At 66.4% G+C, this 24,908-nt stretch carries 18 protein-coding genes and 1 pseudogene; 8 read left to right on the top strand and 11 right to left on the bottom strand.

Annotated elements, in window-relative coordinates:
* Nucleotides 1-59: 59 nt before the first annotated feature.
* From I6F38_RS12455 to I6F38_RS12445, 3 genes and pseudogenes are all read left to right on the top strand, one after another.
* Entirely contained in the window at nucleotides 60-914 is an 855-nt protein-coding gene (locus I6F38_RS12455; protein ID WP_225160528.1) for an enoyl-CoA hydratase, read from the top strand.
* Between the two features lie 8 nt (nucleotides 915-922).
* A pseudogene (locus tag I6F38_RS12450) lies at nucleotides 923-2,067 on the top strand (acyl-CoA dehydrogenase).
* A 13-nt stretch (nucleotides 2,068-2,080) separates the two neighbouring features.
* The gene (locus tag I6F38_RS12445; RefSeq protein WP_225160527.1) at nucleotides 2,081-3,277 is read left to right on the top strand and encodes an acyl-CoA dehydrogenase family protein; all 1,197 of its coding nucleotides are present in this window, start codon (nucleotides 2,081-2,083) and stop codon (nucleotides 3,275-3,277) included.
* Nucleotides 3,278-3,375: 98 nt separating this feature from the next.
* Here the strand turns inward: I6F38_RS12445 and I6F38_RS12440 are convergent, their stop codons facing one another.
* From I6F38_RS12440 to I6F38_RS12410, 7 genes are all read right to left on the bottom strand, one after another.
* Complete coding sequence (locus tag I6F38_RS12440; protein ID WP_225160526.1) at nucleotides 3,376-5,703, bottom strand: xanthine dehydrogenase family protein molybdopterin-binding subunit; 2,328 nt, start codon at nucleotides 5,701-5,703, stop codon at nucleotides 3,376-3,378.
* A 159-nt stretch (nucleotides 5,704-5,862) separates the two neighbouring features.
* Nucleotides 5,863-6,951, bottom strand: a complete 1,089-nt coding sequence (locus I6F38_RS12435; protein WP_225160525.1) for a trypsin-like peptidase domain-containing protein — start codon at nucleotides 6,949-6,951, stop codon at nucleotides 5,863-5,865.
* A gap of 98 nt (nucleotides 6,952-7,049) precedes the next feature.
* The gene (locus tag I6F38_RS12430; RefSeq protein ID WP_225160524.1) at nucleotides 7,050-7,925 is read right to left on the bottom strand and encodes a dihydrodipicolinate synthase family protein; all 876 of its coding nucleotides are present in this window, start codon (nucleotides 7,923-7,925) and stop codon (nucleotides 7,050-7,052) included.
* Entirely contained in the window at nucleotides 7,918-8,874 is a 957-nt protein-coding gene (locus tag I6F38_RS12425; RefSeq protein ID WP_225160523.1) for an NAD(P)-dependent oxidoreductase, read from the bottom strand. The genes I6F38_RS12430 and I6F38_RS12425 overlap by 8 nt, the downstream gene beginning before the upstream one ends.
* A 23-nt stretch (nucleotides 8,875-8,897) precedes the next feature.
* On the bottom strand, nucleotides 8,898-10,538 hold the full coding sequence (pgm, locus tag I6F38_RS12420; protein WP_225160522.1) for a phosphoglucomutase (alpha-D-glucose-1,6-bisphosphate-dependent): 1,641 nt from the start codon (nucleotides 10,536-10,538) through the stop codon (nucleotides 8,898-8,900).
* A gap of 245 nt (nucleotides 10,539-10,783) precedes the next feature.
* A complete protein-coding gene (locus I6F38_RS12415; RefSeq protein WP_225160521.1) occupies nucleotides 10,784-12,436 on the bottom strand; it encodes an acetolactate synthase large subunit in 1,653 nt (550 codons plus the stop codon).
* A 78-nt stretch (nucleotides 12,437-12,514) separates the two neighbouring features.
* Nucleotides 12,515-15,181, bottom strand: a complete 2,667-nt coding sequence (locus I6F38_RS12410) for a M1 family metallopeptidase (protein WP_225160520.1) — start codon at nucleotides 15,179-15,181, stop codon at nucleotides 12,515-12,517.
* Nucleotides 15,182-15,431: 250 nt separating this feature from the next.
* Between I6F38_RS12410 and I6F38_RS12405 the strand changes: the two genes are divergently transcribed.
* Nucleotides 15,432-16,886, top strand: a complete 1,455-nt coding sequence (locus tag I6F38_RS12405; RefSeq protein WP_225160519.1) for a GH1 family beta-glucosidase — start codon at nucleotides 15,432-15,434, stop codon at nucleotides 16,884-16,886.
* Between the two features lies 1 nt (nucleotide 16,887).
* Here I6F38_RS12405 and I6F38_RS12400 read toward each other — a convergent pair whose 3' ends face one another.
* Both I6F38_RS12400 and I6F38_RS12395 read right to left on the bottom strand, forming a co-directional pair.
* Nucleotides 16,888-17,955, bottom strand: coding sequence for a maleylacetate reductase (locus tag I6F38_RS12400; RefSeq protein WP_225160518.1), 1,068 nt, complete (start codon nucleotides 17,953-17,955; stop codon nucleotides 16,888-16,890).
* A 20-nt stretch (nucleotides 17,956-17,975) separates the two neighbouring features.
* Nucleotides 17,976-18,956 carry a helix-turn-helix domain-containing protein gene (locus I6F38_RS12395; RefSeq protein WP_225160517.1) on the bottom strand — a complete coding sequence of 327 codons (981 nt, stop codon included), beginning with the start codon at nucleotides 18,954-18,956 and terminating at the stop codon, nucleotides 17,976-17,978.
* Between the two features lie 152 nt (nucleotides 18,957-19,108).
* Between I6F38_RS12395 and I6F38_RS12390 the strand changes: the two genes are divergently transcribed.
* Complete coding sequence (locus tag I6F38_RS12390; protein ID WP_225160516.1) at nucleotides 19,109-19,834, top strand: alpha/beta hydrolase; 726 nt, start codon at nucleotides 19,109-19,111, stop codon at nucleotides 19,832-19,834.
* Nucleotides 19,835-20,031: 197 nt separating this feature from the next.
* On the opposite strand, the gene I6F38_RS12385 is transcribed toward I6F38_RS12390, so the two are convergent.
* On the bottom strand, nucleotides 20,032-21,525 hold the full coding sequence (locus I6F38_RS12385; RefSeq protein WP_225160515.1) for an NAD(P)/FAD-dependent oxidoreductase: 1,494 nt from the start codon (nucleotides 21,523-21,525) through the stop codon (nucleotides 20,032-20,034).
* A 121-nt stretch (nucleotides 21,526-21,646) separates the two neighbouring features.
* Entirely contained in the window at nucleotides 21,647-22,096 is a 450-nt protein-coding gene (locus I6F38_RS12380) for a cupin domain-containing protein (RefSeq protein WP_050386854.1), read from the bottom strand.
* Between the two features lie 263 nt (nucleotides 22,097-22,359).
* On the opposite strand from I6F38_RS12380, the gene I6F38_RS12375 reads away from it, so the two are divergent.
* The 3 genes from I6F38_RS12375 to I6F38_RS12365 all read left to right on the top strand — a co-directional run bounded on the left by I6F38_RS12375 (nucleotide 22,360) and on the right by I6F38_RS12365 (nucleotide 24,720).
* Nucleotides 22,360-23,388, top strand: a complete 1,029-nt coding sequence (locus tag I6F38_RS12375) for an AraC family transcriptional regulator (protein WP_225160514.1) — start codon at nucleotides 22,360-22,362, stop codon at nucleotides 23,386-23,388.
* 97 nt (nucleotides 23,389-23,485) lie between these two features.
* Complete coding sequence (locus tag I6F38_RS12370) at nucleotides 23,486-24,352, top strand: S1C family serine protease (protein WP_225160513.1); 867 nt, start codon at nucleotides 23,486-23,488, stop codon at nucleotides 24,350-24,352.
* Nucleotides 24,349-24,720, top strand: a complete 372-nt coding sequence (locus tag I6F38_RS12365; RefSeq protein ID WP_225160512.1) for a LuxR C-terminal-related transcriptional regulator — start codon at nucleotides 24,349-24,351, stop codon at nucleotides 24,718-24,720. Before I6F38_RS12370 ends, I6F38_RS12365 begins: the two co-directional genes overlap by 4 nt.
* The last annotated feature ends 188 nt before the right edge of the window (nucleotides 24,721-24,908 follow it).

The following is a 24,908-nucleotide window of genomic DNA, read 5'->3' as shown; positions in this document are numbered from 1 at the left end:
TTGCCTATCCCTGCCCGCGCCGTTCATCATGGCGAAAAAATCGATCGCGGGAGGATCCATTGGCGTCTGAACAATTCGAGACGATTGTTGTCGAACGGCCCGAGCCCGCGATTGCGCGGATCGTGATGAACCGCCCCGAGGCCCGCAACGCCCAGAACCTGCAGATGACCTACGACCTCAACGCCGCCTTCGACCGGGCGGTGCAGGACGACGCGGTCAAGGTCATCATCCTCGCCGGCAACGGCCCGCATTTTTCGGCCGGTCACGATCTCAGGCCAGGGGCCAAGAACCAGGCCGGTGCCGATTTCCCGCCAGTCGGAAATTGGGGCGGCTTCGCCGAGCCGAACGCCCATGGCCGCTTCGCGCGCGAGCAGGAGATCTACCTGCAGATCACAAGGCGCTGGCGCAATTTGGCAAAGCCGACCATCGCCGAGGTACACGGCAAGTGCATCGCCGGCGGACTGATGCTGGCCTGGGCCTGCGACCTGATCGTTGCCAGCAACGATGCCGAGTTCTGTGACCCCGTGGTGACGATGGGCGTCTGTGGCGTCGAGTGGTTCGTGCATCCCTGGGAGCTCGGCGCGCGCAAGGCCAAGGAGATGCTGTTCACCGCCGACGTCTGGAACGCCAACGAGGCGCATCGCCTCGGCATGGTCAATCACGTGGTGCCGCGCGGCGATCTCTCATCCTTTACGCTGGCGCTGGCGCGGCGGATCGCCGCAAAGCCCGCCTTAGCGCTGAAGCTTTCCAAGGAGGCGGTGAACCGCTCGATCGACATCATGGGGCAGCCCGCCGCGATCGATCAGGCCTTCGCGCTGCATCAGCTCTGCCACGCCCACAACCTTCAGGAATTCGGCATGGTGGTGGACCCCGCGGGTCTGCATCCCTCCGTCAAGAAAACCGCCAACGTGTAGCAAGCCAGATGGACCTCACCCTCAGCGACGAGCAGCGCCTGCTGCGCGAAAGTGCCGACCGCTTCGTGGCGGAAACCTTTAACCCCGAGCATCGCAAGAAATCGGCGAACGATCCGCTGGGCTATTCGCCCGCGATCTGGAAACAGTTCGCCGAGCTCGGCTGGCTGGCGCTGCCGATCAGCGAAGCCCATGGCGGGCTCGGCGGCGGCGCGATCGAGATCGGACTGTTGATGGAAGCATTCGGCCGCGGGCTGGTGTCCGAGCCGTTCCTCTCCACGGTCGTGATCGGCGCCGCGCTGGTTGCCGAATGCGGCACCGAGACGCAGAAGCAGGCGATCCTGCCTGACGTTGCCGAGGGCAAGCTTACGCTCACCTTCGCGCATTCCGAGCGCGCCGCGCGCTTCGATCTCGCCCATGTCGACACCACGGCCGGCAAGACCGCCGACGGCTGGCGCCTGAACGGCAGCAAGATCGCCGTGCTCGACGGCGCGGCAGCCGACCAGATCATCGTCTCGGCCCGTATCGCCAACGCCAATGGTGCGTCCGGCAAGCTTGGCCTGTTCCTGGTGCCGGCGAAAACGCCCGGGCTCACTCTGCGCGACTACGCGCGGCTCGGCGGCGGGCGCGGCTGCAATCTCGATCTGAAGGATGTGCAATTGCCCGCCGATGCGCTGCTCGGCGACGGCAGCGATGCGCTGCCCGCGATCGAAACCGTGGTCGACCGCGCGATGGCCGCGCTCGGCGCGGAGGCGTCGGCATCATGCAGACGCTGCTCGACACCACGCTCGAATACACCAAGATCCGCAAGCAGTTCGGCCGGCCGCTATCGGCCAACCAGGTGATCCGCCATCGCCTCGCCGACGTGGCGATGCAGGTCGACGAGGCGCGCTCGATGGCGTTGCGCGCCGCGCTGATGGCCAATGCCGAGCCTGTGGCCCGCAGCCGTGCGGCGTCCGGCGCCAAGGCGAAGATCGGCAAATGCGCGCGCTTCGTCGCCGAACAGGCGGTGCAGCTGCACGGCGCGATGGGCGTCACCGAGGAGCTCGACATCGGCGCCTATTTCAAGCGGCTGCTCGCCTTCGACACGCTGTTCGGCAACAGCGCCCATCATTATCGCCGCCACGCCGCGCTCAGCGGCCGCGCCCACGCCTAACGGAGAGCGCACCATGGATCTCACCTTCAGCGCCGAGGAACGCGCTTTCGAGCAGGAAGTCCGCGATTTCATTGCCGGGAGCCTGACGCCGGAGATGAAGCGCGCCACCGCGCTGACGCCATCGGTGTTCTCCGACCCCGATATCGGCATGGCCTGGCAGCGCGCGCTGCACAAGAAGGGCTGGGGTGCGCCGGGCTGGCCGGTGGAACATGGCGGACCGGACTGGACGCCGGCACAGCGCTGGATCTTCGAGGCCGAATGCGCCCGCGCCGGCGTGCCCAATGTCAACGTGATGGGCGTCAAGATGGTCGGCCCCGTCATCATCGGCTTCGGCTCGCCCGAGCAGCAGAACTTTTACCTCCCGCGGATTCTCTCCGGCGAGGATTACTGGTGCCAGGGCTATTCCGAGCCGGGCTCGGGCTCCGACCTCGCCTCGCTGAAAACGCGCGCGGTGCGCGACGGCGACGACTACATCATCAACGGCACCAAGATCTGGACCACGCACGCCCACCACGCCAACCGCATGTTCGCGCTGGTGCGCACCAGCGACGGCGAGCGGCAGCAGGACGGCATCAGCTTCATCCTGATCGACATGAAGGCGCCGGGTATCACCACGCGCCCGATCCTGACCATCGGCGGCGACCACGAGGTCAACCAGGTGTTCTTCGACGACGTCCGCGTTCCCGTCGTCAATCGCGTCGGCGAGGAAGGCAAGGGCTGGACCTACGGCAAATATCTGCTCGAATTCGAGCGCGGCTCCGGCATCGCGTCGGCCAAGCTGCGCGAGGCGCTGAAGACGATCACCGATCTCGCTGGCTCCGAGGTTACCGGCCGCGCCATCGAGGATCCCGATATCGCGGTCCGGATGTCGGAGGTCGAGGTCGATATCGACGCGCTCGAGATGACCGAGCTCAGGGTGCTGTCGGCGCTGCAGACCGGGCAGAATCCCGGCGCGGTGTCGTCACTGATCAAGCTCCGCGTCAGCGAGATCCGCCAGGCAGTGACGCGGCTCGGCGTCGACGTGATCGGCCAGGACAGGCTTGCCGTCGAGCCGGCGCGGCCGTTCTACCGGCTCAACCACGAGCCGGCGATCCCCGAAGAACTACTGCCGGTGGTGCCGGAATATCTCAACGGCCGCGCCTATACGATCTTCGGCGGATCGTCCGAGATCCAGCGCGACATCATCGCGAAGATGGTGCTGGGGCTGTAGCCCCGTCGTTCCGGGGCATCGCAAAGCGATGAACCCGGAACCTCGAAGTTGTGGCGCGAGATTCCGGGTTCGCGCTGGCGCGCGCCCCGGAATGACGGCTAAGCGGCCGTCACCTTGGCGTCGCGGATCGCCTGCCAAATCTTCGACGGCGTCAGCGGCGTGTTCAGCTGGGTGATCCCGACCTCGCTCAGCGCATCCATCACGCCGTTGGTGATGCAGGGCGGCCCGCCGATCGCGCCGGACTCGCCGCAGCCCTTGGCACCCAGCGGATTGGTCTTGCACGGCGCCGAGCCATCGAGCGTCACCGTGATCGGCGGAATGTCATCCGCGCGCGGGATGCAATAGTCCTGATAGCTCGCGGTCAGCAGCTGGCCTTCCTCGCTGTAGGCCACGCCTTCGTACAACGCCTGGCCGATGCCCTGGACAACGCCGCCATGCACCTGCCCCGTCACCAGCATCGGATTGACCGCGACGCCGACGTCATCGACCGTGGTGTAGCGCACCACCCGCGTGACGCCGGTCTCGGGATCGATCTCGACCTCGCAGATATGGGTGCCGTTCGGCCAGCTCGGCCCGTCGACATTGCCCTCGCTCTCGACCGAAAGCTTTGCGCCGTTTTCCTTGGCCGCGATCTCGAACAGGCTGATGCGCCTGTCGGTGCCGACCACGGTGAGGAAGCCGTCGCGATACTCGATGTCCTCGACAGAGGCTTCCAGCAAATTGGAGGCCTTGTCGCGCGCCTTGTTGATCATGTCGTTGCTGGAGACCGCAACCGCGGTGCCGCCGACGAACAGCGAACGCGAGCCGACGCTGCCGAAGCCGGTGGCGAGGTCCGTGTCGCCCTGAATCACATCGATCTTGTCCATGGCGATGCCGAGCGTATCAGCGATCATCTGGGTGTAGGTGGTGGCGAGGCCCTGCCCCATCGCCATGGTGCCGGAATGCAGGATGACGCGGCCTTCGGCGGTCGCATGCAGCGAGACGTTCTCGGTGTGGGCGCGGCCGCCGGTCCATTCGATGTAGCTGGTCAGTCCGCGGCCGTAGAGCAGGCCCTTCTTCTTCGCCGCCTTCCTGCGCGCGGCAAAGCCGTTCCAGTCGGCCAAATCGGACGCGCGCTCCAGCATGTGCGCGAAGGCACCGGAATCGTACACCTGCCCGACCGCATTGGTGTAGGGCAGCTGCGCCGGCTTGATGTAGTTGACCTTGCGGATGGTGCGCGGGTCCATGCCGATCTGGCGCGCGGCGGCGTCGAACAGCCGCTCGACGATGAACACCGCCTCGGGCCTGCCGGCGCCGCGATAGGCGCCGACTGGCGCGGTGTGGGTCATCACCGACTTCACCTCGAAATGCACCAGCGGCAAATCGTAGACGCCGGTCTGCACGAACGGGCCGAGCACCAGCGGAATGATGTTGGCGGTACCCGACGAATAGGCGCCGGTGCCGCCGATCGAGCGCACCCGATAGGCCAGCACACGGCCCTTGGCGTCGAGCGCGAACTCGCCGGTCGAGGTCAGGTCGCGGCCATGGGTGCCGCCGACGAACTCGTCGGTGCGGTCGCCGCGCCAGCGGATCTTCTCATTCAGCTTGGTCGCTGCATAGGCGACGATGCCGTCTTCCGGATACAGGCTTGTCTTCTGGCCGAAGCCGCCGCCGATGTCGCCGACCAGCACGCGTACGCTGTCCTTCGGCCGCTTGAGGATCGATTCCGCCAGCAGGTCGCGGGTCGAGCCTGGGGTCTGCGACTGCACGTGCAGGATCAGCCGGCCGGTCTTCTTCTCGATCTCGGCAATGGTCGAGCGCGGCTCCATCGCCGACGGCACCAAGCGCTGGCTGACCAGATCGAGCGACACCTTGTGCGCGGCATTGGCGAAGGCTTCCTCGACCTTGGCGGCATCGCCATAGCTCATCGCGGCCACGATGTTGTCGGGCGCCTCCGGCCAGACCGCCGGCGCACCGGGCTTGATCGCCTCGACCGGATCGACCACCGAGGGCAGCACCCCGTAATCGATCTCGATCGCCTCGGCCGCGGTCTGCGCCAGCACCCGCGAGGTCGCGACCACCGCCGCGACGCCCTCGCCCGCGTAACGCACCACATCATGCGCCAGCAGGCGCCGTGGCGGCACGGTCATCGGCGAGCCGTCGGGCCGCTTGAAGATCGCAAGCGTCGGCAGCGTGCCGATATCGTCCTTGACGAGGTCGGCGCCGGTATAGACGGCCTTGACGCCCGGCATCTCCAGCGCCGCCCTGGCGTCGATCGCCTTGATGTTGGCGTGGGCGTGCGGCGAGCGCAGCACGTGCAGCCAGAGCGCACCGTCCTGCGGCTTGTCGTCGATGAAATGCCCCTTCCCGGTGACCAGCCGCTGGTCTTCCAGACGCTTGACTGGCTGGCCCGCACCAAAACGCATATTGCCGGGAAGAATGTTCATCAGAGGGTCCTTCGAGCTTCCAAGAATTTCCAGAGAATTTGGCGGGGGTTTTAGCGGATTTTGGCGGCCTGACAACCACGCGCCGGCCGGAGGACAGGCGTCTCGTCGCGCGGCGCGCGAAAGCACAATCCGGTGGCACGCGTCAAGCCAGTGACGACATTATTGCGCCCGGCCGATATCGACGATGGCGACCTCGACATCGCGCGCCGAGCCGTCGCGGTTCACGCTGAGCCGCACCTTCTTGCCGACCCCGATCTGCTCGAGCTGGTCGGCCAGATCGGAGAGTCGGTGGACCGGCTTGCCGTCGACCGCGGTGATCACGTCGCCGAGCTCACCGGTCGACATGTCGACCCCGCGTATCCCGGCGCGCTCGGCCGGCGACCCCGGTGTCGTGCGCACCACGATCAATCCTTCGGCACCGATACGCGTGGCGACCGCCTCATTCGCGGTCACGATGCCGATCCCCGGCGTCGGCACGCGGCCGTTGCGGATCAGCTCGGGCACCACGCGATTGACGATGTCGACCGGGATCGCGAAGCCGATGCCGGCATTCGAGCCCGACGGCGACAGGATCGCCGTGGTCACGCCGATCAGCCGCCCGGCGGAATCGAGCAACGGGCCGCCCGAATTGCCCGGATTGATCGCGGTGTCGGTCTGGATCACGTTGGAGATCTCGCGGCCGCTCGAGGTCGGCAGCCGGCGCTTGAGCGCGCTGATGATGCCGCTGGACATCGATTGATCGAGCCCGAACGGGTTGCCGATCGCATAGGCGAACTGGCCGACCTTGAGATCGGCCGAGCTGCCGAGCGCCAGTGACGGCGGCAGCTTGCGCGCGCTGCGGATGCGCAGCACCGCCAGATCGTAGTTCGGCGCCGTGCCGACGATTTCGGCTCGCACCGCTTCGCCGGAGGCAAAGCGGATGGCGACCTGGCTTGCGTTCTGCACCACGTGGTTGTTGGTGACGACATGGCCGTCATTGTCCCAGACAATGCCGGTGCCCGACGCCGCGCCGCCCTCCTGCTCCTCGCTCAGCGGATTGGCGGCGGTTTGCGTCACCACCTGCACGACCGACGGCGAGACCTTCTCGAAGATCTCGACATTGGCCTTTTCGGCATCCGACAGCGCGCCGCGCTCGGCGACCGCGCGGGCAGCCGGGCCGCTCCACGGCGCCTGACGGATGCTGCCGGCCGCGAATATCAGCAGAACGGCCGCGATCACGGCCAGGACAAGGACGGTACGCCGATTCATTGCTGTGCTCCACGCAACAAACGCGCTGACCAAGCGGAGGTTTCCGGCATGGCCAAGGCGGATTGCCCGGCATTTTGCCGCGCAGCCCCCCGACGGCCTCAGCCCAGATCGCGCAACGCCGCCTCGACCACCTTGCGCTGCTCGGCCGTGAGCGGCGCCTGCGGCGGCACGGGATCGCCGACGTCGTAGCCCTGGCTCGCGAGCCCGGCCTTGATGCAGGCGGCGAGGTTGAAGCGGGCAAACGCCTCGTTGATGCGCCACAGCTTGCGCTGCAGGGCCATCGCCTCATCCCAGCGCGTGCGGCGGCACAGATTGTAGAGCTCGACACTCTGCCGCGGGATGATGCAGGCCGGGCCCGCCATCCAGCCGTGGCCGCCGATCAGCATCACCGCGGCCGGAATATGGGCGGAGGCCGAGAACACTCTCAGGCTGTCGCCGCAACGGTTCATGATCGACAGCAGCCGCCCGGTGCTGGTCGACGCGTCCTTGATGTAACCGATGCGCGGATGCCCGGCGAGCCGCGCGATGACGTCGAGCGTGAGGTCGGAGCGCTGGAAATTCGGATTGGTGTAGATCACGACCGGAATGTCGACGGCATCAGCGATGGCGCGGAAATAGGCTTCCACCTGCGCGTCGCCGACCGGAAAATACGCTTCCATGATCGCGAGGATGCCGGTCGCGCCGCGCTTCTGGTAGGCCTTGGCCTGCGCCACCGCATCCGCCGTCGAGGTCGAGGCGACGCCGGCGACCACCGGCACGCGGCCCTGCGCGGCCTCGATCGTGGTCTGCACCACCTGCATGCGCTGCGCATTGTTGAGATAGGCGAACTCGCCGGTCGAGCCGAGCGGCGTCAAGCCGTGGACGCCGGCCTTGACCAGATCGTCGCAGAGCCGGGCCAGCACCTCGGTGCGGACATGGCCGGCGGGGTCGACCGGGGATACCAGGTACGGAAAGACGCCGTGAAAATCAGCCATTTGCGAGCCTCGTTGACGGCGAGACATAATCGGGATCGTGCGCAAAGGGAAGCGGCGCGCCGCTGCGCAAGGCGCCGAGCACGGCTGCGAAATCCGTGCCGGCGCGGAAACCGAGCAGCCGTTCGGCCTTGCCGGCGTCGTAGATCCGGCCGATCGATTTCGGCAGGCGCCAGCCGCGCCGCGCGAACAGCGTCGGCGCATCGGGGAAGGTGCGCGCGATCACCCCGGCCGCGTCGGTCTTCAGGTCGGCGACATCGCTGCGCGCAAACGGCGTCGGCGCGCTGATCACGAAGACCTCGAAGCCGCGGATCTTGTCCAGCGCCACGACATGGGCATCGGCGGCGTCCTCGACGGTAAGGCGGCGGTACAGCAGCTCGGTCGCCTTCAGGTTCTCGCCATGGATGTCGCGGATGGTATCGTCATCCTCGGGGAAGAAGCGGCTGGTGCGCAGCACCGCGCAGTTCAGCCCGTGCTCGCGGCTGTACAGACGGCACAGCCCTTCAGCGGCGAGTTTTGTCACTCCGTAAATGTTGCGCGGCTCGAGCGGCCCTGTCGTCTCGTCGAGCCACACCGCAGCATGGCCCTCCTCGTCGCGGATCGCCTGCGAGATCATCAGCGACGTCGTCGAGGTGAAGACGAAACGGTCGTGGCCGGCAGCCACTGCTGCCTGCAGCAAGTTAAGCGTGCCTGACACGTTGACGTCGACAAAGGCCTGCGGCGCGAACCGCGCGATATCAGGCTTGTGCAGCGCGCCGCCATGGATCACGGCCTCGATGCCGTAATCCGCGAACACGCGCTCGACCACCGATCGTTCGGCTACCGAGCCTGTGACATCGGTCGCCTCGCCCGGGACGACGTCGAGGCCGACCACATCATGGCCGGCCTGTCGAAGCCGCGGCGCGAGGAAACGGCCGAGCCAGCCGGAGGAGCCGGTCAACAATATTCGCATGAGGTCCGCCCGGCCCGCGCCTTTCAGAACACCTTGGCGATCGCGGCCTGCGCGTCGCCCTGGATCTGCTTCAGATGATCCGGCCCGCGGAAGCTTTCGGCGTAGATCTTGTAGACATCCTCGGTGCCGGAGGGACGCGCGGCGAACCAGCCCGCCTCGGTTTCGACCTTGATGCCGCCGAACGGCTGGTCGTTGCCCGGCGCCTTGGTCCTGACCGCCCGCACGGCATCGCCGGCGAGCTGCGTCATGTTGAGCTGATCGGGCCCGAGCGCCTTCAGCGCGTTCTTCTGCTTCGGCGTCGCCGCCACATCGATGCGCTCGTAATAGGGAACGCCGAGCTCGGCGGTCAGCTCGCCAAACAATTCGCTCGGATCCCGGCCGGTCTTGGCGATGATCTCGGCCGCCAGGAGGCCGAGGATGATGCCGTCCTTGTCCGTGGTCCACACCGAGCCGTCGCGCTTCAGGAACGATGCGCCCGCGCTCTCCTCGCCGGCAAAGCCGAAGCCGCCGCTGCCAAGCCCATCGACGAACCATTTGAAGCCGACCGGCGTCTCGACCAGCTTGCGGCCCAGCTTCTTCGCGACGCGATCGATGATCGAGCTCGACACGATGGTCTTGCCGATCGCGGCGTCCTTGCTCCATTGCGGCCGGTGCGCGAACAGATAGGCGATCGCGGTGGCGAGGAAGTGGTTCGGGTTCATCAGCCCGTTCGAGCGGGTCACGATGCCGTGGCGGTCGGCGTCGGTGTCGTTGGCGAAAGCGACGTCGAAACGGTCGCGCATCCCGATCAGGCTCGCCATCGCATAAGGCGACGAGCAGTCCATCCGGATCTTGCCGTCCCAGTCCCCGGTCATGAAGCGGAAGGTCGGATCGACCGCCCCGTTGACGACTGACGCGTCGATGCCGTAGCGCGCGATGATCGGCTGCCAGTAGTGCACCGCCGCGCCGCCGAGCGGGTCGATGCCGATCTTGACGCCGGCAGACTTGATCAGCGCGAGATCGACGGTGTTGCCGAGATCGGCGACATAGGGCGTGATGTAGTCGTGCAGATGCGTGGTCGCGGCCTTGCGCGCGCGATCATAGGACAGCCGCGCGACGCCCTTGAGGCCGGCCTCGATATAACGGTTGGCGTTCTTCTCGACCACGGCGGTGACGTCGGTGTCGGCCGGACCACCATGCGGTGGATTGTATTTGTAGCCGCCGTCCTCCGGCGGGTTGTGTGACGGCGTGATGACGACGCCGTCGGCAAGGCCCGTGCTGCGGCCCTTGTTGTAGCTCAGAATCGCATGCGAGATCACCGGCGTCGGGGTGTAGCCGCCCTGCGCGTCGATCATGATCTCGACGCCGTTGGCCGCGAACACCTCGACCGCGCTGGCCAGCGCCGGTTCGGCCAGCGCATGGGTGTCGATGCCGATGAACAGCGGCCCGGTGAGGCCCTTCTCGCGCCGGTAATCGCAGATCGCCTGCGTGGTGGCGAGGATATGGTCCTCGTTGAAGGAATTCTTCAGCGACGAGCCGCGATGGCCCGAGGTGCCGAACGCAACCCGCTGAGCGGGATCGGTGGCATCGGGCTTGCCGGCGAAATAGGCCGTGACCAGCCGCGGCACATTGGCGAGCGCAGCGGGATCGATGGGTTTGCCGGCGGCAGGATTTGGTGCAGTCACGTGACCTCTCAGATCTGGTATCGCCGGCCATCAGCACAACGAGTGATGCCGTCGCGTGATATCTTGGCGTGCTACCATGGCGGCTTACGTTCAATCAAGCCGAGGGCTTTTCGTTCCTTGGCCACCGCAGCAATGCTTCAGCTTCTTGTTTGAGCATGATCTCCGCGCAAACGCTTTGCGTTTGTCGCGAGGGAAAACCGCTTCGCACTTTGCGCTAACGCGGCCCTTCGGGTCCGGATCATGCTCTACGACACATCGATCTGCTGCACCTTCTCGCGCAATTCGTCGACCAGCACCCGCTTGTTCTCGGTATAGTCGATCGGCACCACGACAAGATGCACGCCGCCGCCGGAAAACGCCCGTTCCAGGGTCGGAACGATCGCATCCGTGCTCGCGATCCGCGAACCCTTGGCGCCGTAGCTTTCGGCGTATTTGACGAAATCCGGATTGCCGAAGGTCAGGCCGAAATCCGGAAAATGATCGACCGCCTGCTTCCAGCGGATCATGCCGTAGGCGGAATCTTCCAGGATCAGGATCACCAGATTGAGCTTGAGGCGGACGGCGGTCTCGAGCTCCTGCGAGTTCATCATGAAGCCGCCGTCGCCGCACACCGCGAGCACGCGGTTGTTCGGATACAGCATCGCCGCCATCATCGCCGACGGCAGGCCGGCGCCCATGGTCGCGAGCGCGTTGTCGAGCAGCAGCGAGTTGGCGAGCAGCGTGCGGTAGTTGCGCGCAAACCAGATCTTGTACATGCCGTTGTCGAGCGCGACGATGCCGTCCTCGGGAATCACCTGCCGCACATCGTGCACGATGCGCTGCGGCGTCGGCGGCCAGCGGCCCTCGGTGGCGCGATCGGTGATCTTCGCCAGAATGCTCTGGCGCAGGCTGAGGAGCGCGCTGGCATGCGGTAGCTTCCCCTCGACCCGATCGGCCAGCAATTCGAGGCTCGGCCCGACATCGCCGATCACCTCGCATTGCGGGAAATAGACCTGCTCGACCGTTGCCGGCATGTAGCTGACATGGATCACCTGCGGCCCCTTCGGGCCCATGATGAAAGGCGGCTTCTCGACCGTGTCGTGACCGATCGCGATGATGAGGTCGGCGCGGTCGATCGCCTCGTGCACATAGTCGCGCTCGCTCAGCGCGGCGGTTCCCATGTACTGATTGGTACCGCCGGATACCGTGCCCTTGCCCATCTGCGTCGTGATGAACGGGATTTTCGTGCGCCGCACGAAGTCACCGATCCCGGCAGTCGAACGCGGACGCGATGCCGCAGCACCAAGCATGATCAGCGGGCGCTGCGCCTTCAGGATCATGTCGGCGGCACGGTCGAGCGCGGCGGCGTGCGCGATCGGAATCTCGATCGGATGCGGCGGTATCATTTCGACCGGCGCAATCTCCTCGCCTGCGATATCTTCCGGCAGTTCGAGTAGCACCGGCCCCGGCCGTTCCTGCGTCGCAATTCGGAAGGCGTCGCGAACCAGCGTCGGAATGGTCGCGCCGCTGACGATCTGCAGCGACAATTTGGTCAGCGGGCGAAACGTGTTGACGATGTCGACAATCTGGAACTTGGCCTGCCGGCTGCTCAAGATGCCCTTCTGTCCGGTCAGCATCACCATCGGCATCGCGCCGAGCAGTGCGTAGGCGGCGCCGGTGGTCAGGTTGAGCGCGCCGGGACCGAGCGTCGTCATGCAGACGCCCGGCTTTCCGGTCAGCCGGCCATAGGTCGCCGCCATGAACGCCGCCGCCTGCTCGTGGCGCGTGACGATCAGTTTGATCGAGGATTTGCGCAGGCTCTCGACGACATCGAGATTCTCCTCGCCGGGGACGCCGAACACCCGCTCCACGCCCTCATTCTCGAGGGCCGCGACCAGCAAATCGGAACCTTTGACCATCTCAGCCTCGCATCGTTGATTGCATGCCGCGCACGGAGCATAGCCGCATCGCGCGCCGCCGGAAACTGCTTCGCGAGCTCACGGCTTGTGCGCCCTGATCCAGGCGTCGGCGGCGGGCAGCACGCGCGCGGCAAGATCGGCCGAGATCGCGATCGCCTGCACCGATCGCGCCACCATCACCCGTCCGCCGGTGGTCGATTGCGACGGAGCAAACGCGGCCAGTTCCGCCGCGTGGTCCTCATCGGTAAAATTGGTCATGAAGTTCGGCACGAACTGGTCGCGGAAGTTCGGCCCCTGCCTTGCCAGCAACGTATCGAAATTGGTCCGGACGAAGTCCCAGCCGAGCTGCGGGTGCTCGCCTGAGGACGCAACCGCGTTGATCATCCGCGTCACGATCGTATCGGGCAATTCGTTGGTCAGCGTCAACGCCAGCGTCGCCCGCGCCAATTCGACACCGCGGGCGCTTGCCGCGGCGAGATAATAACGCAGCCGTTCATTGGTCGCCGTGCTGTTGCGCGCCAGCGCCAGCAGCTGGCCGTAGGTCGCCCGGTCGGCGGTCACACCGACAACATGCGTGACGGCATCGCGCAATGCGGTCGGAAGCGAATTGGGATCATCGACGAATCCCGCAAAGCGCCGCTTCGCTTCCGCCACAATGGCCGCATCCCCGAGATCGGCAAGCGTCGAGATCAGGCTAGCACGCAACAACGCAGTGTCATCGTCGCCCGAACCCGCGCCGTCCCATCCGATCCGATCGAACACAGGGCGCAGCTTGGCGCGGGCATAGGCCTGGATCACCGGCCGCTCGGTGCGGCCGCGCGACAGCCGGTTCAGCGCCGCGAATGTCGAGATCACCTGGTCCCACACCGCGCGATGGTCACCGGCATCGAGCGCATCGAGCAGCGCGAGATAGGACGGCGCCTCCGCGCGGCCCGCCTGCACCAGCGCCCAGCTGTCGGTAACGACATTGAGACGGTCGGCGACCCGCATTTGCGGGAACGCGTTCAGCAACGCCGCACGGTTCTTCGGGCCGTACTCGACCCTGAAGTAGCCGACGTCGCCGAGGTTGACCTTGATCGCATCGCCGCAGGCGCCGGCCGGGATATTGGTGCTCCCCTTCAGCAATATCTCGTCAAACGGCTTGCCATGCGCCGGCCCGACCGCAACCGGGATTTGCCAGTTGCGGGCCGGCAGCGGCGGATTGTTGGCCGGCGCGATCACGAAGCGGTCCTGCCGCAAGGTCAGGCGTTGCGCCATGCCGTCGCAGGCCGCCTCGGCCACGACCAGCGGCACGCCGTCCTGCTCGGTGAAGGAGGCGGCGATACCCGTGATGGTCTTGCCGCCGCTACTCTCGAGCGCCTGCCAGAGATCAGCGGTCGTCGCGTTGCTGTAGGCATGCGCGGCCATGTATTTGCGGATGCCGTCGCGGAACGCCGGTTCGCCGAGATAGGTCTCGAGCATGCGGATCAGCGCCTGCCCCTTGTTGTAGGTGATGGCGTCGAATGCCGTCACTGCTTCACTGTGATCGGCAATCGGCTGCTGCACCGGATGCGAGGTGCGCCGGGCATCGAGCGCCATGGCGAACTGCTTCGCGCCGTAGCCGTTCAGCCAGCCCTGCCACTGCGGATAGAACTGCTCCGAGGCCTTGGTTGCCATCCAGCTGGCAAAGCCCTCGTTGAGCCAGAGATTGTCCCACCACGCCATGGTGACGAGATCGCCGAACCACATATGCGCCATCTCGTGCGCGATGATGGCGAAGATGCCGCGCCGCGCGGTCTCCGCGGACGTCGCGGGATCGAACAGCAGCCGGCTCTCGAAGAAGGTGATGCCGCCCCAATTCTCCATCGCGCCGCCGAACCCGCCGGGAACGGCGATCAGGTCGAGCTTCGGCAGCGGATATTTGACGCCGAAATAGTCGTTGTAATAGGCGAGCAGCTTCACCGCGCTGTCGAGCGCAAACTGGCCCTGCCCGCTCTTGCCCTCCGTCGTCACCACGCCGACCGTGACGCCGCCGGCATCCGCTGTGACGCGCTCGAGCTCGCCGACCGTGAGCACGAACAGATAGCTCGACATCTTCGGCGTCGGCGCGAACGCAACCTTTTTGAGATCGCCGGCGACCGGCTCTTCGCTCGTCACGGGCATGTTGCCGACCGCGAGCAGATTGCGCGGAATGACGACGGTCAGCGCGAAGCTCGCCTTGAACGACGGCTCGTCCCAGCACGGGAAGATCCGCCTCGCATCGGCCGGCTCCAGCTTGCTGGAGATCATCCGCTTGATCCCGGTCCTGGTCGGATAGTCGACCGAGAACAGGCCGGTGCCGAATTTATTGATCTGCGCCATGAAGACGATGCGCAGCTTGTGACGGCCGGCCGCAAGCGGCTTGGCGAAGGTCAGCGTTGCGGTCTGCGCGGCGGCGTCGGTCGCGACCTCCGCGCGCTGCGCGCCGTCATCGATCGCGACCTCGGTGAATGTCGTGTTGACCGCATTCAGCGTCAGCTGCGCGGTCGCCTCGCGTACCTCGATGTCGACGGTCTCGACGCCTGGCAGAGCGAGGGCCGTGATATCAGGCGTCAGCTCGATCGCGTAATGCAACGGGACGACCGTCTTCGGTAGCTTTCCGGGCGTGCGGTCGAACGAAAATGTCTGCTCGGCCCGCGCGCCCGCGGCCATTGTCAGCAGCAGGCCGATCGCAGTGGCAAGACGACGCAGCAGCGCCCTTCGGACATGGGTTGCAGGCTTGTTCATCGCGCGCAGCTCACGGGAATCTCGGGGATGTTCGGATGTCATTGCGGAAGGACGTAGCAGGCAATCTAGTAGAGAAAATGTCGCCACAAAACTGACAACTCCGCGACATTGACGTCACAATGGTTCGCATTGATTGGTGCGCCGCTCGCCACGGCGCTTGGGCCTGCTGACCCTTGTTGCTCAACGGCGGGATGGAAGGTTAACCTACGGCCCGCATTCCAACCGCAGCGTTCGGCGACGGGAGACAGCAATGTTCGGAAAGTTCTCGCGCCGGCAGTTTGCGGGGCTTGCGGGCCTCTCGGCGCTCGGTTTGACCGGCCCTGCCGAGGCTGCAAACCGTGCGTCACGGCCGGACGGCACGAGCTTTCCCACGGGCTTCATCTGGGGCACCGCAACCTCGTCGTACCAGGTCGAGGGCGCGGTCAATGAGGACGGCCGTGGCCCGTCGATCTGGGACACTTTCACCCATACGTCAGGCAAGATCGACGACGGCTCGACCGGAGACCGCGCCAACGACCACTATCACCGCTACAAGGAGGACGTTCGCCTCATCAAGGATCTCGGCGCCAAGGCCTATCGCTTCTCGATCGCCTGGCCGCGGGTATTTCCGGACGGCACCGGCACGCCGAACCCGAAGGGCCTCGACTTCTACAACCGCCTGGTCGACGAGCTGCTGGCGAACGGCATCGAGCCCTACGCCACGCTCTATCACTGGGACCTGCCGCAGGCGCTGCAGGACCGCGTCGGCGGCTGGCGCTCGCGCGACACCTCGAAGGCATTCGGCGACTATGCCGGCTACGTGGCGCAGCGACTGACCGACCGCGTGAAGAACGTCTTCACCCTCAACGAGGTCGGACGTTTCCTCCCCTTCGGCTATGCGCTCGGCGTCGACGCCCCGGGGCTGAAGCTGCCGGCGGGCGAGGTAAACCAGGCGCGCCATCATGTGGCGCTGGCGCATGGCCTTGCGGTGCAGGCGATCCGCGCCAAGGGCCGTGCCGGCACGCGAGTCGGGCCGGCCGAGAACATCACTGCCTGCGTGCCCGCCTTCAACACGCCGGAGAACATCCGCGCCACCGAGACCGCGACACGCGAGCTCAACGCAGGTTTTCTCGGCGTCGTCCTCGAAGGCAAATACACCGAAGGCTTCCTGCAATATGCCGGCGCGGATGCGCCCAAATTCACCGCGGACGAGCTGAAGATCATCTCGCAGCCCAATGATTTCGTCGGGCTGAACATCTACGCGCCGCAATGCTACATCCTTGCGACCGACCATGCCCCCGGCTGGAAGCTGCTGCCGATGCCGGCTTCCTTCCCGCACATGAGCTCGGAATGGCTGCGGATCGCGCCAGAGACGATCTATTGGGCGCCGCGGATCGCCGCCAAGCTGTGGAACATCAAGAGCATCTATATCAGCGAGAACGGCACGTCCGGCGAGGACAAGGTGCATCCGGACGGGCAGATCTACGACCTCGACCGCATCATGTTCCTGCGCAACTACCTTGCGCAATTGCAGCGCGCGACCGCCGACGGGGTCCCGGTCCACGGCTATTTCCTGTGGAGCCTGATGGACAATTTCGAATGGATCTTCGGCTATGAGAAGCGCTTCGGCCTCTACCGGGTGGATTTCGAGACCCAGGCCCGGGTGCCGAAATTGAGCGCGGCGTTCTACCGTGACGTGATCGCGCGCAACGCGATCGGGGTCTGATCTATCCGGCCTGCGGCCGCGCGCCGGACCACGCGCGCTTCAGCAGGTCGCGGATGCCGCTCTCCTCGATCGGTCGCGGATTCCAGTAAGGATTTTTGGTGGCGAGCGCGGCCGCCTTTGCGATGCCGTCCTCGGGCATGCCGATCTCGGCGAGCGAGCGCGGCGCGCCGAGCCTTGCCGACAGATCGAACAGGCCATCGGCGGCGCTGGCCGCCCCAAGCGCCCTCGCCGCGCGGCTGACTGGATCGCGTGCGGCCGGCGTGTTGTAAGCGATGGTATGCGGCAGCAGCACCGCATGGGTCTCGGCATGCGGCAGGTCGAACAACGCACCGACGGTGTGGCAGAGCTTGTGATGCAGCGCCATGCCCACGGTGCCGAGACAGACTGCGCACAGCCACGCACCATAGAGCGCGTCCGCGCGCGCATCGAGACCGCGCGGCTGCGCAATCACATCCGGCAGAGACGAGGCAAGCTTCGCAATCGCCTCTTCCGCCATCAGCGAGGTGATCGGGTTGCCGTCCCGCGCATACAGCGCCTCGGCGGCATGCGCGATCGCGTTGAGGCCGGAGATCGCGGAGAATTTTGCCGGCATCGAGATCGTCAGGTTGACGTCGTAGATCACGGCCTCGGGCAGGATCTTCGGCGAGGATTGCGTGGTCTTGACGCCGTCGACGGTCTCGCCGAGTACCGGCGTCATCTCGGAGCCGGCATAGCTGGTCGGCACGATCAGTTGCGGCAGGTCGGTGCGCAGCGCAATCGCCTTACTAAGGCCGGTCGCGGCGCCGGCGCCGATCGCAACCACACCGTCGGGCTTGAGCTCGCGGACGATCTCCATCGCACGTTCGGTCACCGCGACCGGCGTGTGCACCACCGCGCCGTCGAACAATCCGGCCACACGGCCGCCGGTCAGGTCAGCGAGATCGCCGAGCTCGGCCTGCTGCCGTCGGCTCGCCAGCACCAGCGCGCGGTTGATGCCGAGCCGGTCGAGCTCGGCCGCCAGCTGTGCGACGGTGCCGACCCCGAACACGACCCGCATCGGGCTGACCTGGTAGGTGAACGGCTGCGTCATGGCGATTTCCGAAGCATTGGTCAGCCGCGGCGCCAGTCGCGCGGCGTGCAGCCGAAGCGGTGCCTGAAGCGCCGCGTGAAATGCGACAGGTCGGAGAAGCCCCAGTCGAACGCGATGTCGCCGATCGCGCGCCCGGCGACCGCGGGATCTCTCAGATCGCGCGCGGCGCCGTCGAGGCGGCGGTCCATCACATGGCTGGCGAATGTCGTGCCGGCGCGCTCGAACAGTTTGTGGACATAGCGCTCGCTGATGCCGATCGCAGCCGCAATGGCGGCAACGCCGAGCCCGGGCTCGCGCAGCCTGCGGTCCACGGCGCGGCGCAGCGCAAGCCACGTCGCATCGGCAAGGCCGGCACTCTCGGCGACGCCGGCGCGGCCGCTGCGCGACAGGCTGAGCGCGACCAGATCGAGCAGCACGCCGAACAGCCGCGCGTTGTCCGCATCCGAAGCACGGAGGGCGGATGTGTTCAGAACCTGCGCCGTCTCGGTGATGAGATGGCCGACGAAGGGATCATCCGAGACCCGCGCCGGCGCGACCTCGGGCGCCGTCGGCAGCCGTTCATCCAGCGCCTCGGCCGGCACCCAGAACGAGGCGACCTGCAGCGCCGGGCCGCGGTCGTGCAGCAGCGCGAAGCGCTGGCCGCTGTCGAAGATTCCGACCTGCCCCTGCGACAGGCTGATCTCGCGTCCCGCCTGCTGGATCCGGCAGCGGCCGGCAAGCTTCAGATTGAGGTAGTAGCAGCGCCGGCTGGACGCGGCGATGTCGGCAGCGGAGCGCCGCACGACATGCTCCGGGAAGCTGACCCGGTTGACCGCGCCATCGCCGAGCCCAACGGTCTCGACGCGGGCGAGGAAGCCCAGCGTCGCCGGCGGCTCCGGCGTCAGGTTCATGAAGGCCTGGCAGATCGCCTCGCGGTAATACGCGAACTGCTCGCCGGGCCTCGTGTCCGCGGTATTCCAGCTCAGCCTGCGCGAGCGATCCGCGGCGGCGATTTGCTGCATCAGTTCACTCCGAGCCCAGTCCGGTTCGCTCACAGCCAAGCGCGTTCCGCGGGTCCAGGTCAATATCCAGGTCAATATCCATCAGGAAGCGGATGAAACTTGCGCGTATCCCGGGTCGTCCGGACGCGGCAATCCAGACAGGGAGGTACAACATGTCGACCTATGTTCTCGTCCATGGCGCCTGGCATACCGGCGCCGAGTTTGAGCCGGTTGCGGCCGCCATCCGCAAGGCCGGCCATGCCGTCCACACCCCGACCATCAGGGGTAACCGGCCCGGCGACCGGAAGGACTCCGGCCTCGCCGAGGCGATCCAGTCGATCGTGGATTATCTCGCCGAGCATGACCTCAAGGACATCGTCCTGGTCGGCCACAGCTATGGCGGCATGGTCATCACCGGCGTTGCCGACGCCGCCGCGAACCGCATCCGCCGCCTCGTCTACTGGAACGCCTTTGTCCCGAACAATGGCGAATGCCTCAACGACATGGTGCCGCCGCACTATCGCGGCCTGTTCGACGCCATTCATGCCGAGCGGGGCGACGGCTCGGTGGTGCTGCCGTTCCCGATCTGGCGCGAGGCCTTCATCAACGACGCCGATCTCGAGACGGCGCAGCGCGCCTATGACAAGCTCAACCCGCACCCGTTGAAGACCTTCCAGGACAAGATCGCGCTGCGCACCAATCCTGCCGAGATGCCGATCGCAAAGTCCTACGTGAACTGCACCGAGGACACCGCGATGCCGCACAGCCTGCCCTGGCATCCGCGATTGTCGGAGAAGCTCGGGCTGTTCCGCCTGGTCCAAGTGCCGGGCAGCCACGAGCTGTGCTTCTCCAATCCCGAGCGGCTGGCACAAGCCTTCCTCGACGCCGGCCGCGATTAGCGGCCTCCGTTTCACCTCGCCCCGCGTGCGGGGAGAGGTCGGAACGCATCATTAGATGCGTTCCGGGTGAGGGGGAGTCTCCACAAACGCAGCTATCACCGCAGATGCGGGGACGGCCCCTCACCCCAACCCTCTCCCCGTAAGAACGGGGAGAGGGAGCGCAGCGCCCTTGCTGCTCGCCCCAATCCCGTGATGCTCTACGCCACCGCTCTGTATGCTGGCGCAGTTGCGAGGAAGCGGGCATAGGCGTCCGCATCCGGCGGGGTGAACTTTTCAACAAGCGGGTTGCGGCGCGACGCCTTGGTGCCGATGTCCGCCAGCAGCTCGTCGAAATGCTTGAAGTGGTACGGCGCGACGCACAGCCCGCCATAGACGCCCGCTGCCGGACGCTCGACGCGCTTGAAGTTCAGCATCATCGCGATGTTGCTATTCATCTCGGCCGCGCTCGGCTGCCGCGTCAGCTGGCCGTCGGCGTAGCGCACCAGCCAGTTCGCGGCGAGATCGGCGCACAGCACGGTGCAGAAGCTCGAATTGAAACCGACAAAGCCCATGTCGGGCAGATCGGGATTGGCGATCAGCCGGTACAGCCGGTACTGCCCGTCGGCCTCGACCAGCTTGTTCTGATACTCCTCGGGCAGGAACGGCACGCCGAGCTTGTAGCCGATCGCGAGCACCGCGACGTCGGCCGCGACGCGCTGGCCGCCGCTCATCACGATGGTCTTGCCGTCGTAATGGTCAAAGGTGCCGCGCACTGCCTTGATCCGGCCGTCGGCGACCATCGGATAGAAGCCGGGGGTTGCGATCGGCACCGAGCAGTTGACGCCGTCCTCGATCCGCTCCTTCGGCACCATGCCGCACTGCTTCAGCTTGAGCTGCATCTTCAACATGCTCTCGAGCCCGCGCCAGTTCGCCCACACGAACGGCTTTGCCACCACATGCGCGAGGCGTGCCATCGGCCCGATGCCCCAGCTCGCAAACATCTGCTCCTGCGCGCGGATGTAGAGGATGCGCTTGAAGTTGACGAGGCCGCCGACGAAATAGGGAATCCGCCAGACCGGCTCGCGAAACACGATGGTGACTTCGCTGGCGCCGGAATTGACCGCATTCACCGCGATGTCGGTCGCCGATTTGGAGCCGCCGAGCACCACCACCTTGCGGCCCTTGGCAAGCGTTGGATCGCCGTATTGCGATGAATGCAGAATCTGCCCGCCCTGCGCCTTGAAGCCGTCCTCGCCCGCCAGCGGCAAGGCCTGCGGCTCGTTGAATTGCCCGGTGCAGACCGCGACGAAGTCGAAATCCTCGTGGCCGGTGGCGCCGTCGGTCGAGCGCAGCGCCAACGTCCAGCCCGGCCTGCCGTCAGTGCGGCGCGTCATGGTCTCGACCTTGGTGTCGAACCGCATCGCGCCGTCGAGCCCGTGGCTGCGGGCGTAGTCGCGCAAATAGGCATGGACCTGAGGACCCTTCGGCCATTCCGGATAGGACTCCGGCATCGCCTTGTCGGTGTAGCGATAGAGCTCCTTCGGGCTCTGGGTCTGGACGTCGGGATACGAGCGCGCCGGCTCCCAAACCCCGCCGAGATCGCCGCTGCGCTCGATGATGGTCACCTTGTGGCCGCGACCGGCAAAGGCCTTGCTGGCAGCAAGGCCGGAAATGCCGGCGCCGATGACGCACACATGCTTCTGCTTGACCATGAAACCGCTCCGAATTGAATGAACAGGTCCAATTTCGTTAAGCGCACGCGTCCCCGTCATCGCCGGAGTCCAGCTCCGGCGATTGCCGCCTCGTGTGCGTATTGTCTGTTTGACCGCCGGGCTAGTCGTTGGCTTCCGGCGGCAGGAAGTCCACCTCGTGCTCGGCGGAGATACGCACCACCTCGGCGGGGTCCTGCAGATTGTGCAGCTTCTCGAACAGCGCCTCGAGCTTCTGCATCGGCGACACCCAGAACAGCGCCCGCGCCGGCTTGTCCGACTTGTTGAAATAGCCGTGCGGGATGCCGCGCGGCATGCGCACGAGGTCGCCGGCCTTGGCCTGCACCCAGACGCCGTCGAGCTTGAGGTCGAGCACGCCCTCCTGCACCAGGATGAACTCGTCCTGGGTCGGGTGGATGTGCACCGGCACGAATTGGCCGGGATCGCTGTTGGTCTCGAACGCGAAAGTCGAGTCGGTGACCGCCTTCGGATAGTAGACCTGGCCCAGGATATTCCAGGTCTTGCCGCCGTAGCCGGTGCCGGTTCGGGTAATGCCTTTTTCGAGCGTGCCCATGTCAGCCTCTCCAGTTTTGATGCGCAGTGCCGGCACGGAGCCTGTCGCCGGCCGGTGAGGCTGTCTAGCCGATAAACGAATCCACACCCGGCACCTTCATGCTGCAATGCGGGAGCGTTGCGCCGGCCGGCTGCTGCCCAATGCCGTCGCATCGTCCTGACCGCCGATCGGGCAGATTGCACGACGAAACGGCGTTCCCCTTTGCCGCGGGATGCTCTAGGCTGCCTGATGTTTTAGACCTCAAACAACTCCGGACGGCCGGCGTGACTGCTGTTGGCAACGAGGTTTCGGCAAGCGCAAATCCGGCAAGCACAAGGCTCAAGGATTTCGCACGCGTCGCGACGGCGCGCGTCGATGACGCGGCGGAAGCGATCGGCCGCATCTTCTGTCCGCACGATCTGACGCCGGTCGATCATTCCGCGAGCGATTTCTCCGCGCATCACAATTGCGCCGACTTCGACGGCTTCTCCGTCAACTATGTCGCCTATGGCGGATCGGTCGCGATCAATCCCGGCTGCCTCGACCGCTTCTTCCTGCTGCAGATGCCGCTGTCCGGCTCGGCCGCGGTGCGGACCGCCGCGCGCGAGCTCACCACCGGACCACGGCACACGGCCTCGCTGCTGTCGCCGACCATTCCGACCGAGATGACCTGGCGCGGCGACTGCGCTCAGCTGATCTTGCTGCTCGACCGCAAGCTGGTCGAGCATCGCGCCGCGGCGCTTGGCGGCGTGGCGGTGAGGCCGGTCGAGTTCGATCCGGCCGTCGCGCTGAGCGGGCCGCTCGGGCAGACGCTCTCGGCCAGGATCGAGCATCTTGTCACGGCCGCCGAGCAGCTCGGGCCGCGCAAGGCTTTGTCGGCGGTCGCGGCGGCCGATTGGCGCGAGTCGTTTCTCAACGTCCTGCTCAACGGGCAGCGGCACAGCCTGAGTTCGGCGATCGATGTCTTCAACGGCCGCACCGAGGCCCAGCCGGCCGCCTTGAAACGCGTGCGCGCCTATCTGGAGAGCCGGGCAACCGAGCCGCTGGACCTCGCCGAGCTCGCGGAGATCGCGGGCACCGGCATCCGCGCGCTGCAACTCGGCTTCCGTCGTCACTTCGGTACCACCGTGTCCGAGATGCTGCTCGACATCCGCCTCGCCCATCTCAACGCCCGCCTCAAGACGGCGCGGCCGGGCGAGCGCATCGTCGATATTGCATTCGACCTCGGCTTTACCCATCTGAGCCGGATGGCGAGCGCCTACCGCGCCAAGTTCGGCGAGAGCCCGAAGGCGACCCTGCAGCGGCTGAGCTGAGCGGCAGTTCCGGGCGGCCCGGCCACGCCCTGCCCATCCGGCCAGTATCGCCGTCAGCCGCGACATCCCAGATTGAGGGAAGCCAACGGAGTTTCCCATGACCGAACCGAATATCCTGTCATCGCTGTCATCCGCCTTTGCGGAGACCATTGCACGCGCTGCGCCCGCCATCGTCTCCGTGCATTCGCATCGCGCGCGCGCCTCCGGCTTTGTCTGGAAGGTAGGCCTCGTCGTCACCGCCGACGAAGCGCTGGCCGACGAGGGCGAGATCGAAATCCAGTTCGCCGACGGCAGCCGCAGGCCGGCGACCGTCGTCGGACGCGACCACACCACCGACGTCGCGCTGCTGCGCGTCGAAGGCGACGTTGCCCCCGTCAAGCTCTCGACCGAGAACCCCGCGCTGGGATCGCTCGCGGTGATCGTCGCCGCCGACCGCGGCGCGCCGACCGCGCGGCTCGGCATCGTCGCACTGTCGGGCCCGGCCTGGCGCAGCCTGCGCGGCGGCGAAATCGATGCACGGATCGAGCTCGACGTCCGGCTGCGGCACAGCCAGCAGGGTGGCCTCGCGCTGAACGCCGCGGGCGAGCCGTTCGGCATGGCCGTGCTCGGCCCGCGCCGCGTGCTGACGATCCCGGCTACGACCATCGAGCGGGTCGCAGGCCAGCTCGAGAAGAGCGGCCGCATCGCGCGCGGATATCTTGGCGTCGGATTGCAGCCGGTCCGTCTCGACGACGGCCTCGGCGCGATGGTGATGAACGTCGACAAGGCCGGCCCCTCGGCCGCGGCCGGCATCCGGCAGGGCGACGTGATCATTGCCGTGAATGGCGAGAAGCTGTCCGGCGTGCGGGCGCTGTCGCGCGGCCTCGGACCGCAGAGCGTCGGCACGGTGGTCGAGCTCACCGTGCATCGCGGCGGCGAGCCGCTGAACTTCAAGGTGACGGTCGGCGAGAGGCCTGAGACGTGAGCGGTGAGCCGGCCAGCGACATCGTCATCGCGCTCGAGGTCGACGACGCCGTCCTCGCCGACCGGCTGGCGACCCTGCTCGGCAGCGTCGCCGGCCTGCGGCTCGCCGCGCCGGGCGAACAGGCCACGGCTGCGGTCGTCGCACGCAACCGCGAGGCCGCGGGCGGCGACTTCGAGCTGACGCCGCGCGAGCTCGACGTGCTGGCGCTGCTGGCGGAAGGCGCGTCCAACAAGATGATCGCACAGCGGCTCGGGATTTCCGTCCACACCGCCAAGTTTCATGTCGGCTCGCTGCTCGACAAGCTCGACGCCACCGGCCGCACCGACGCCGTCGCCCATGCCGCACGGCGCGGGGTGATAAATTTGTGATGGGTGGAATGTCTGTTGTAGTGACGCTGAGCTGAGATCTCTCGTCGTCCCTGCGAAAGCACTAGCGTGTCTACACGGTTTTGGGGCGCGACAGATTGACTCGGTGCAGCAAGAAGTGGCGTCTCTGCAGCATGTTGTATGATTCTCTCACTGGCGCTTTGATTCGAAGGAGCGCCAGCGATGCAGCC

Origin of the sequence: Bradyrhizobium sp. BRP56 (assembly GCF_020194035.1) — a bacterium.
Taxonomy (GTDB): domain Bacteria; phylum Pseudomonadota; class Alphaproteobacteria; order Rhizobiales; family Xanthobacteraceae; genus Bradyrhizobium; species Bradyrhizobium australafricanum.
The sequence above is the reverse complement of the archived record's forward strand: the minus strand, read 5'-3'. Positions and strand labels throughout refer to the sequence as shown.

Bases quoted from the DNA above. Each gene is read 5' to 3' on its own strand.
- I6F38_RS12445 (WP_225160527.1), top strand. From the start codon at position 2,081: ATGGATCTCACCTTCAGCGCCGAGGAACGCGCTTTCGAGCAGGAAGTC.
- I6F38_RS12440 (WP_225160526.1), bottom strand. From the start codon at position 5,703: ATGAACATTCTTCCCGGCAATATGCGTTTTGGTGCGGGCCAGCCAGTC.
- I6F38_RS12435 (WP_225160525.1), bottom strand. From the start codon at position 6,951: ATGAATCGGCGTACCGTCCTTGTCCTGGCCGTGATCGCGGCCGTTCTG.
- I6F38_RS12430 (WP_225160524.1), bottom strand. From the start codon at position 7,925: ATGGCTGATTTTCACGGCGTCTTTCCGTACCTGGTATCCCCGGTCGAC.
- I6F38_RS12425 (WP_225160523.1), bottom strand. From the start codon at position 8,874: ATGCGAATATTGTTGACCGGCTCCTCCGGCTGGCTCGGCCGTTTCCTC.
- I6F38_RS12415 (WP_225160521.1), bottom strand. From the start codon at position 12,436: ATGGTCAAAGGTTCCGATTTGCTGGTCGCGGCCCTCGAGAATGAGGGC.
- I6F38_RS12410 (WP_225160520.1), bottom strand. From the start codon at position 15,181: ATGAACAAGCCTGCAACCCATGTCCGAAGGGCGCTGCTGCGTCGTCTT.
- I6F38_RS12405 (WP_225160519.1), top strand. From the start codon at position 15,432: ATGTTCGGAAAGTTCTCGCGCCGGCAGTTTGCGGGGCTTGCGGGCCTC.
- I6F38_RS12400 (WP_225160518.1), bottom strand. From the start codon at position 17,955: ATGACGCAGCCGTTCACCTACCAGGTCAGCCCGATGCGGGTCGTGTTC.
- I6F38_RS12395 (WP_225160517.1), bottom strand. From the start codon at position 18,956: ATGCAGCAAATCGCCGCCGCGGATCGCTCGCGCAGGCTGAGCTGGAAT.
- I6F38_RS12390 (WP_225160516.1), top strand. From the start codon at position 19,109: ATGTCGACCTATGTTCTCGTCCATGGCGCCTGGCATACCGGCGCCGAG.
- I6F38_RS12385 (WP_225160515.1), bottom strand. From the start codon at position 21,525: ATGGTCAAGCAGAAGCATGTGTGCGTCATCGGCGCCGGCATTTCCGGC.
- I6F38_RS12380 (WP_050386854.1), bottom strand. From the start codon at position 22,096: ATGGGCACGCTCGAAAAAGGCATTACCCGAACCGGCACCGGCTACGGC.
- I6F38_RS12370 (WP_225160513.1), top strand. From the start codon at position 23,486: ATGACCGAACCGAATATCCTGTCATCGCTGTCATCCGCCTTTGCGGAG.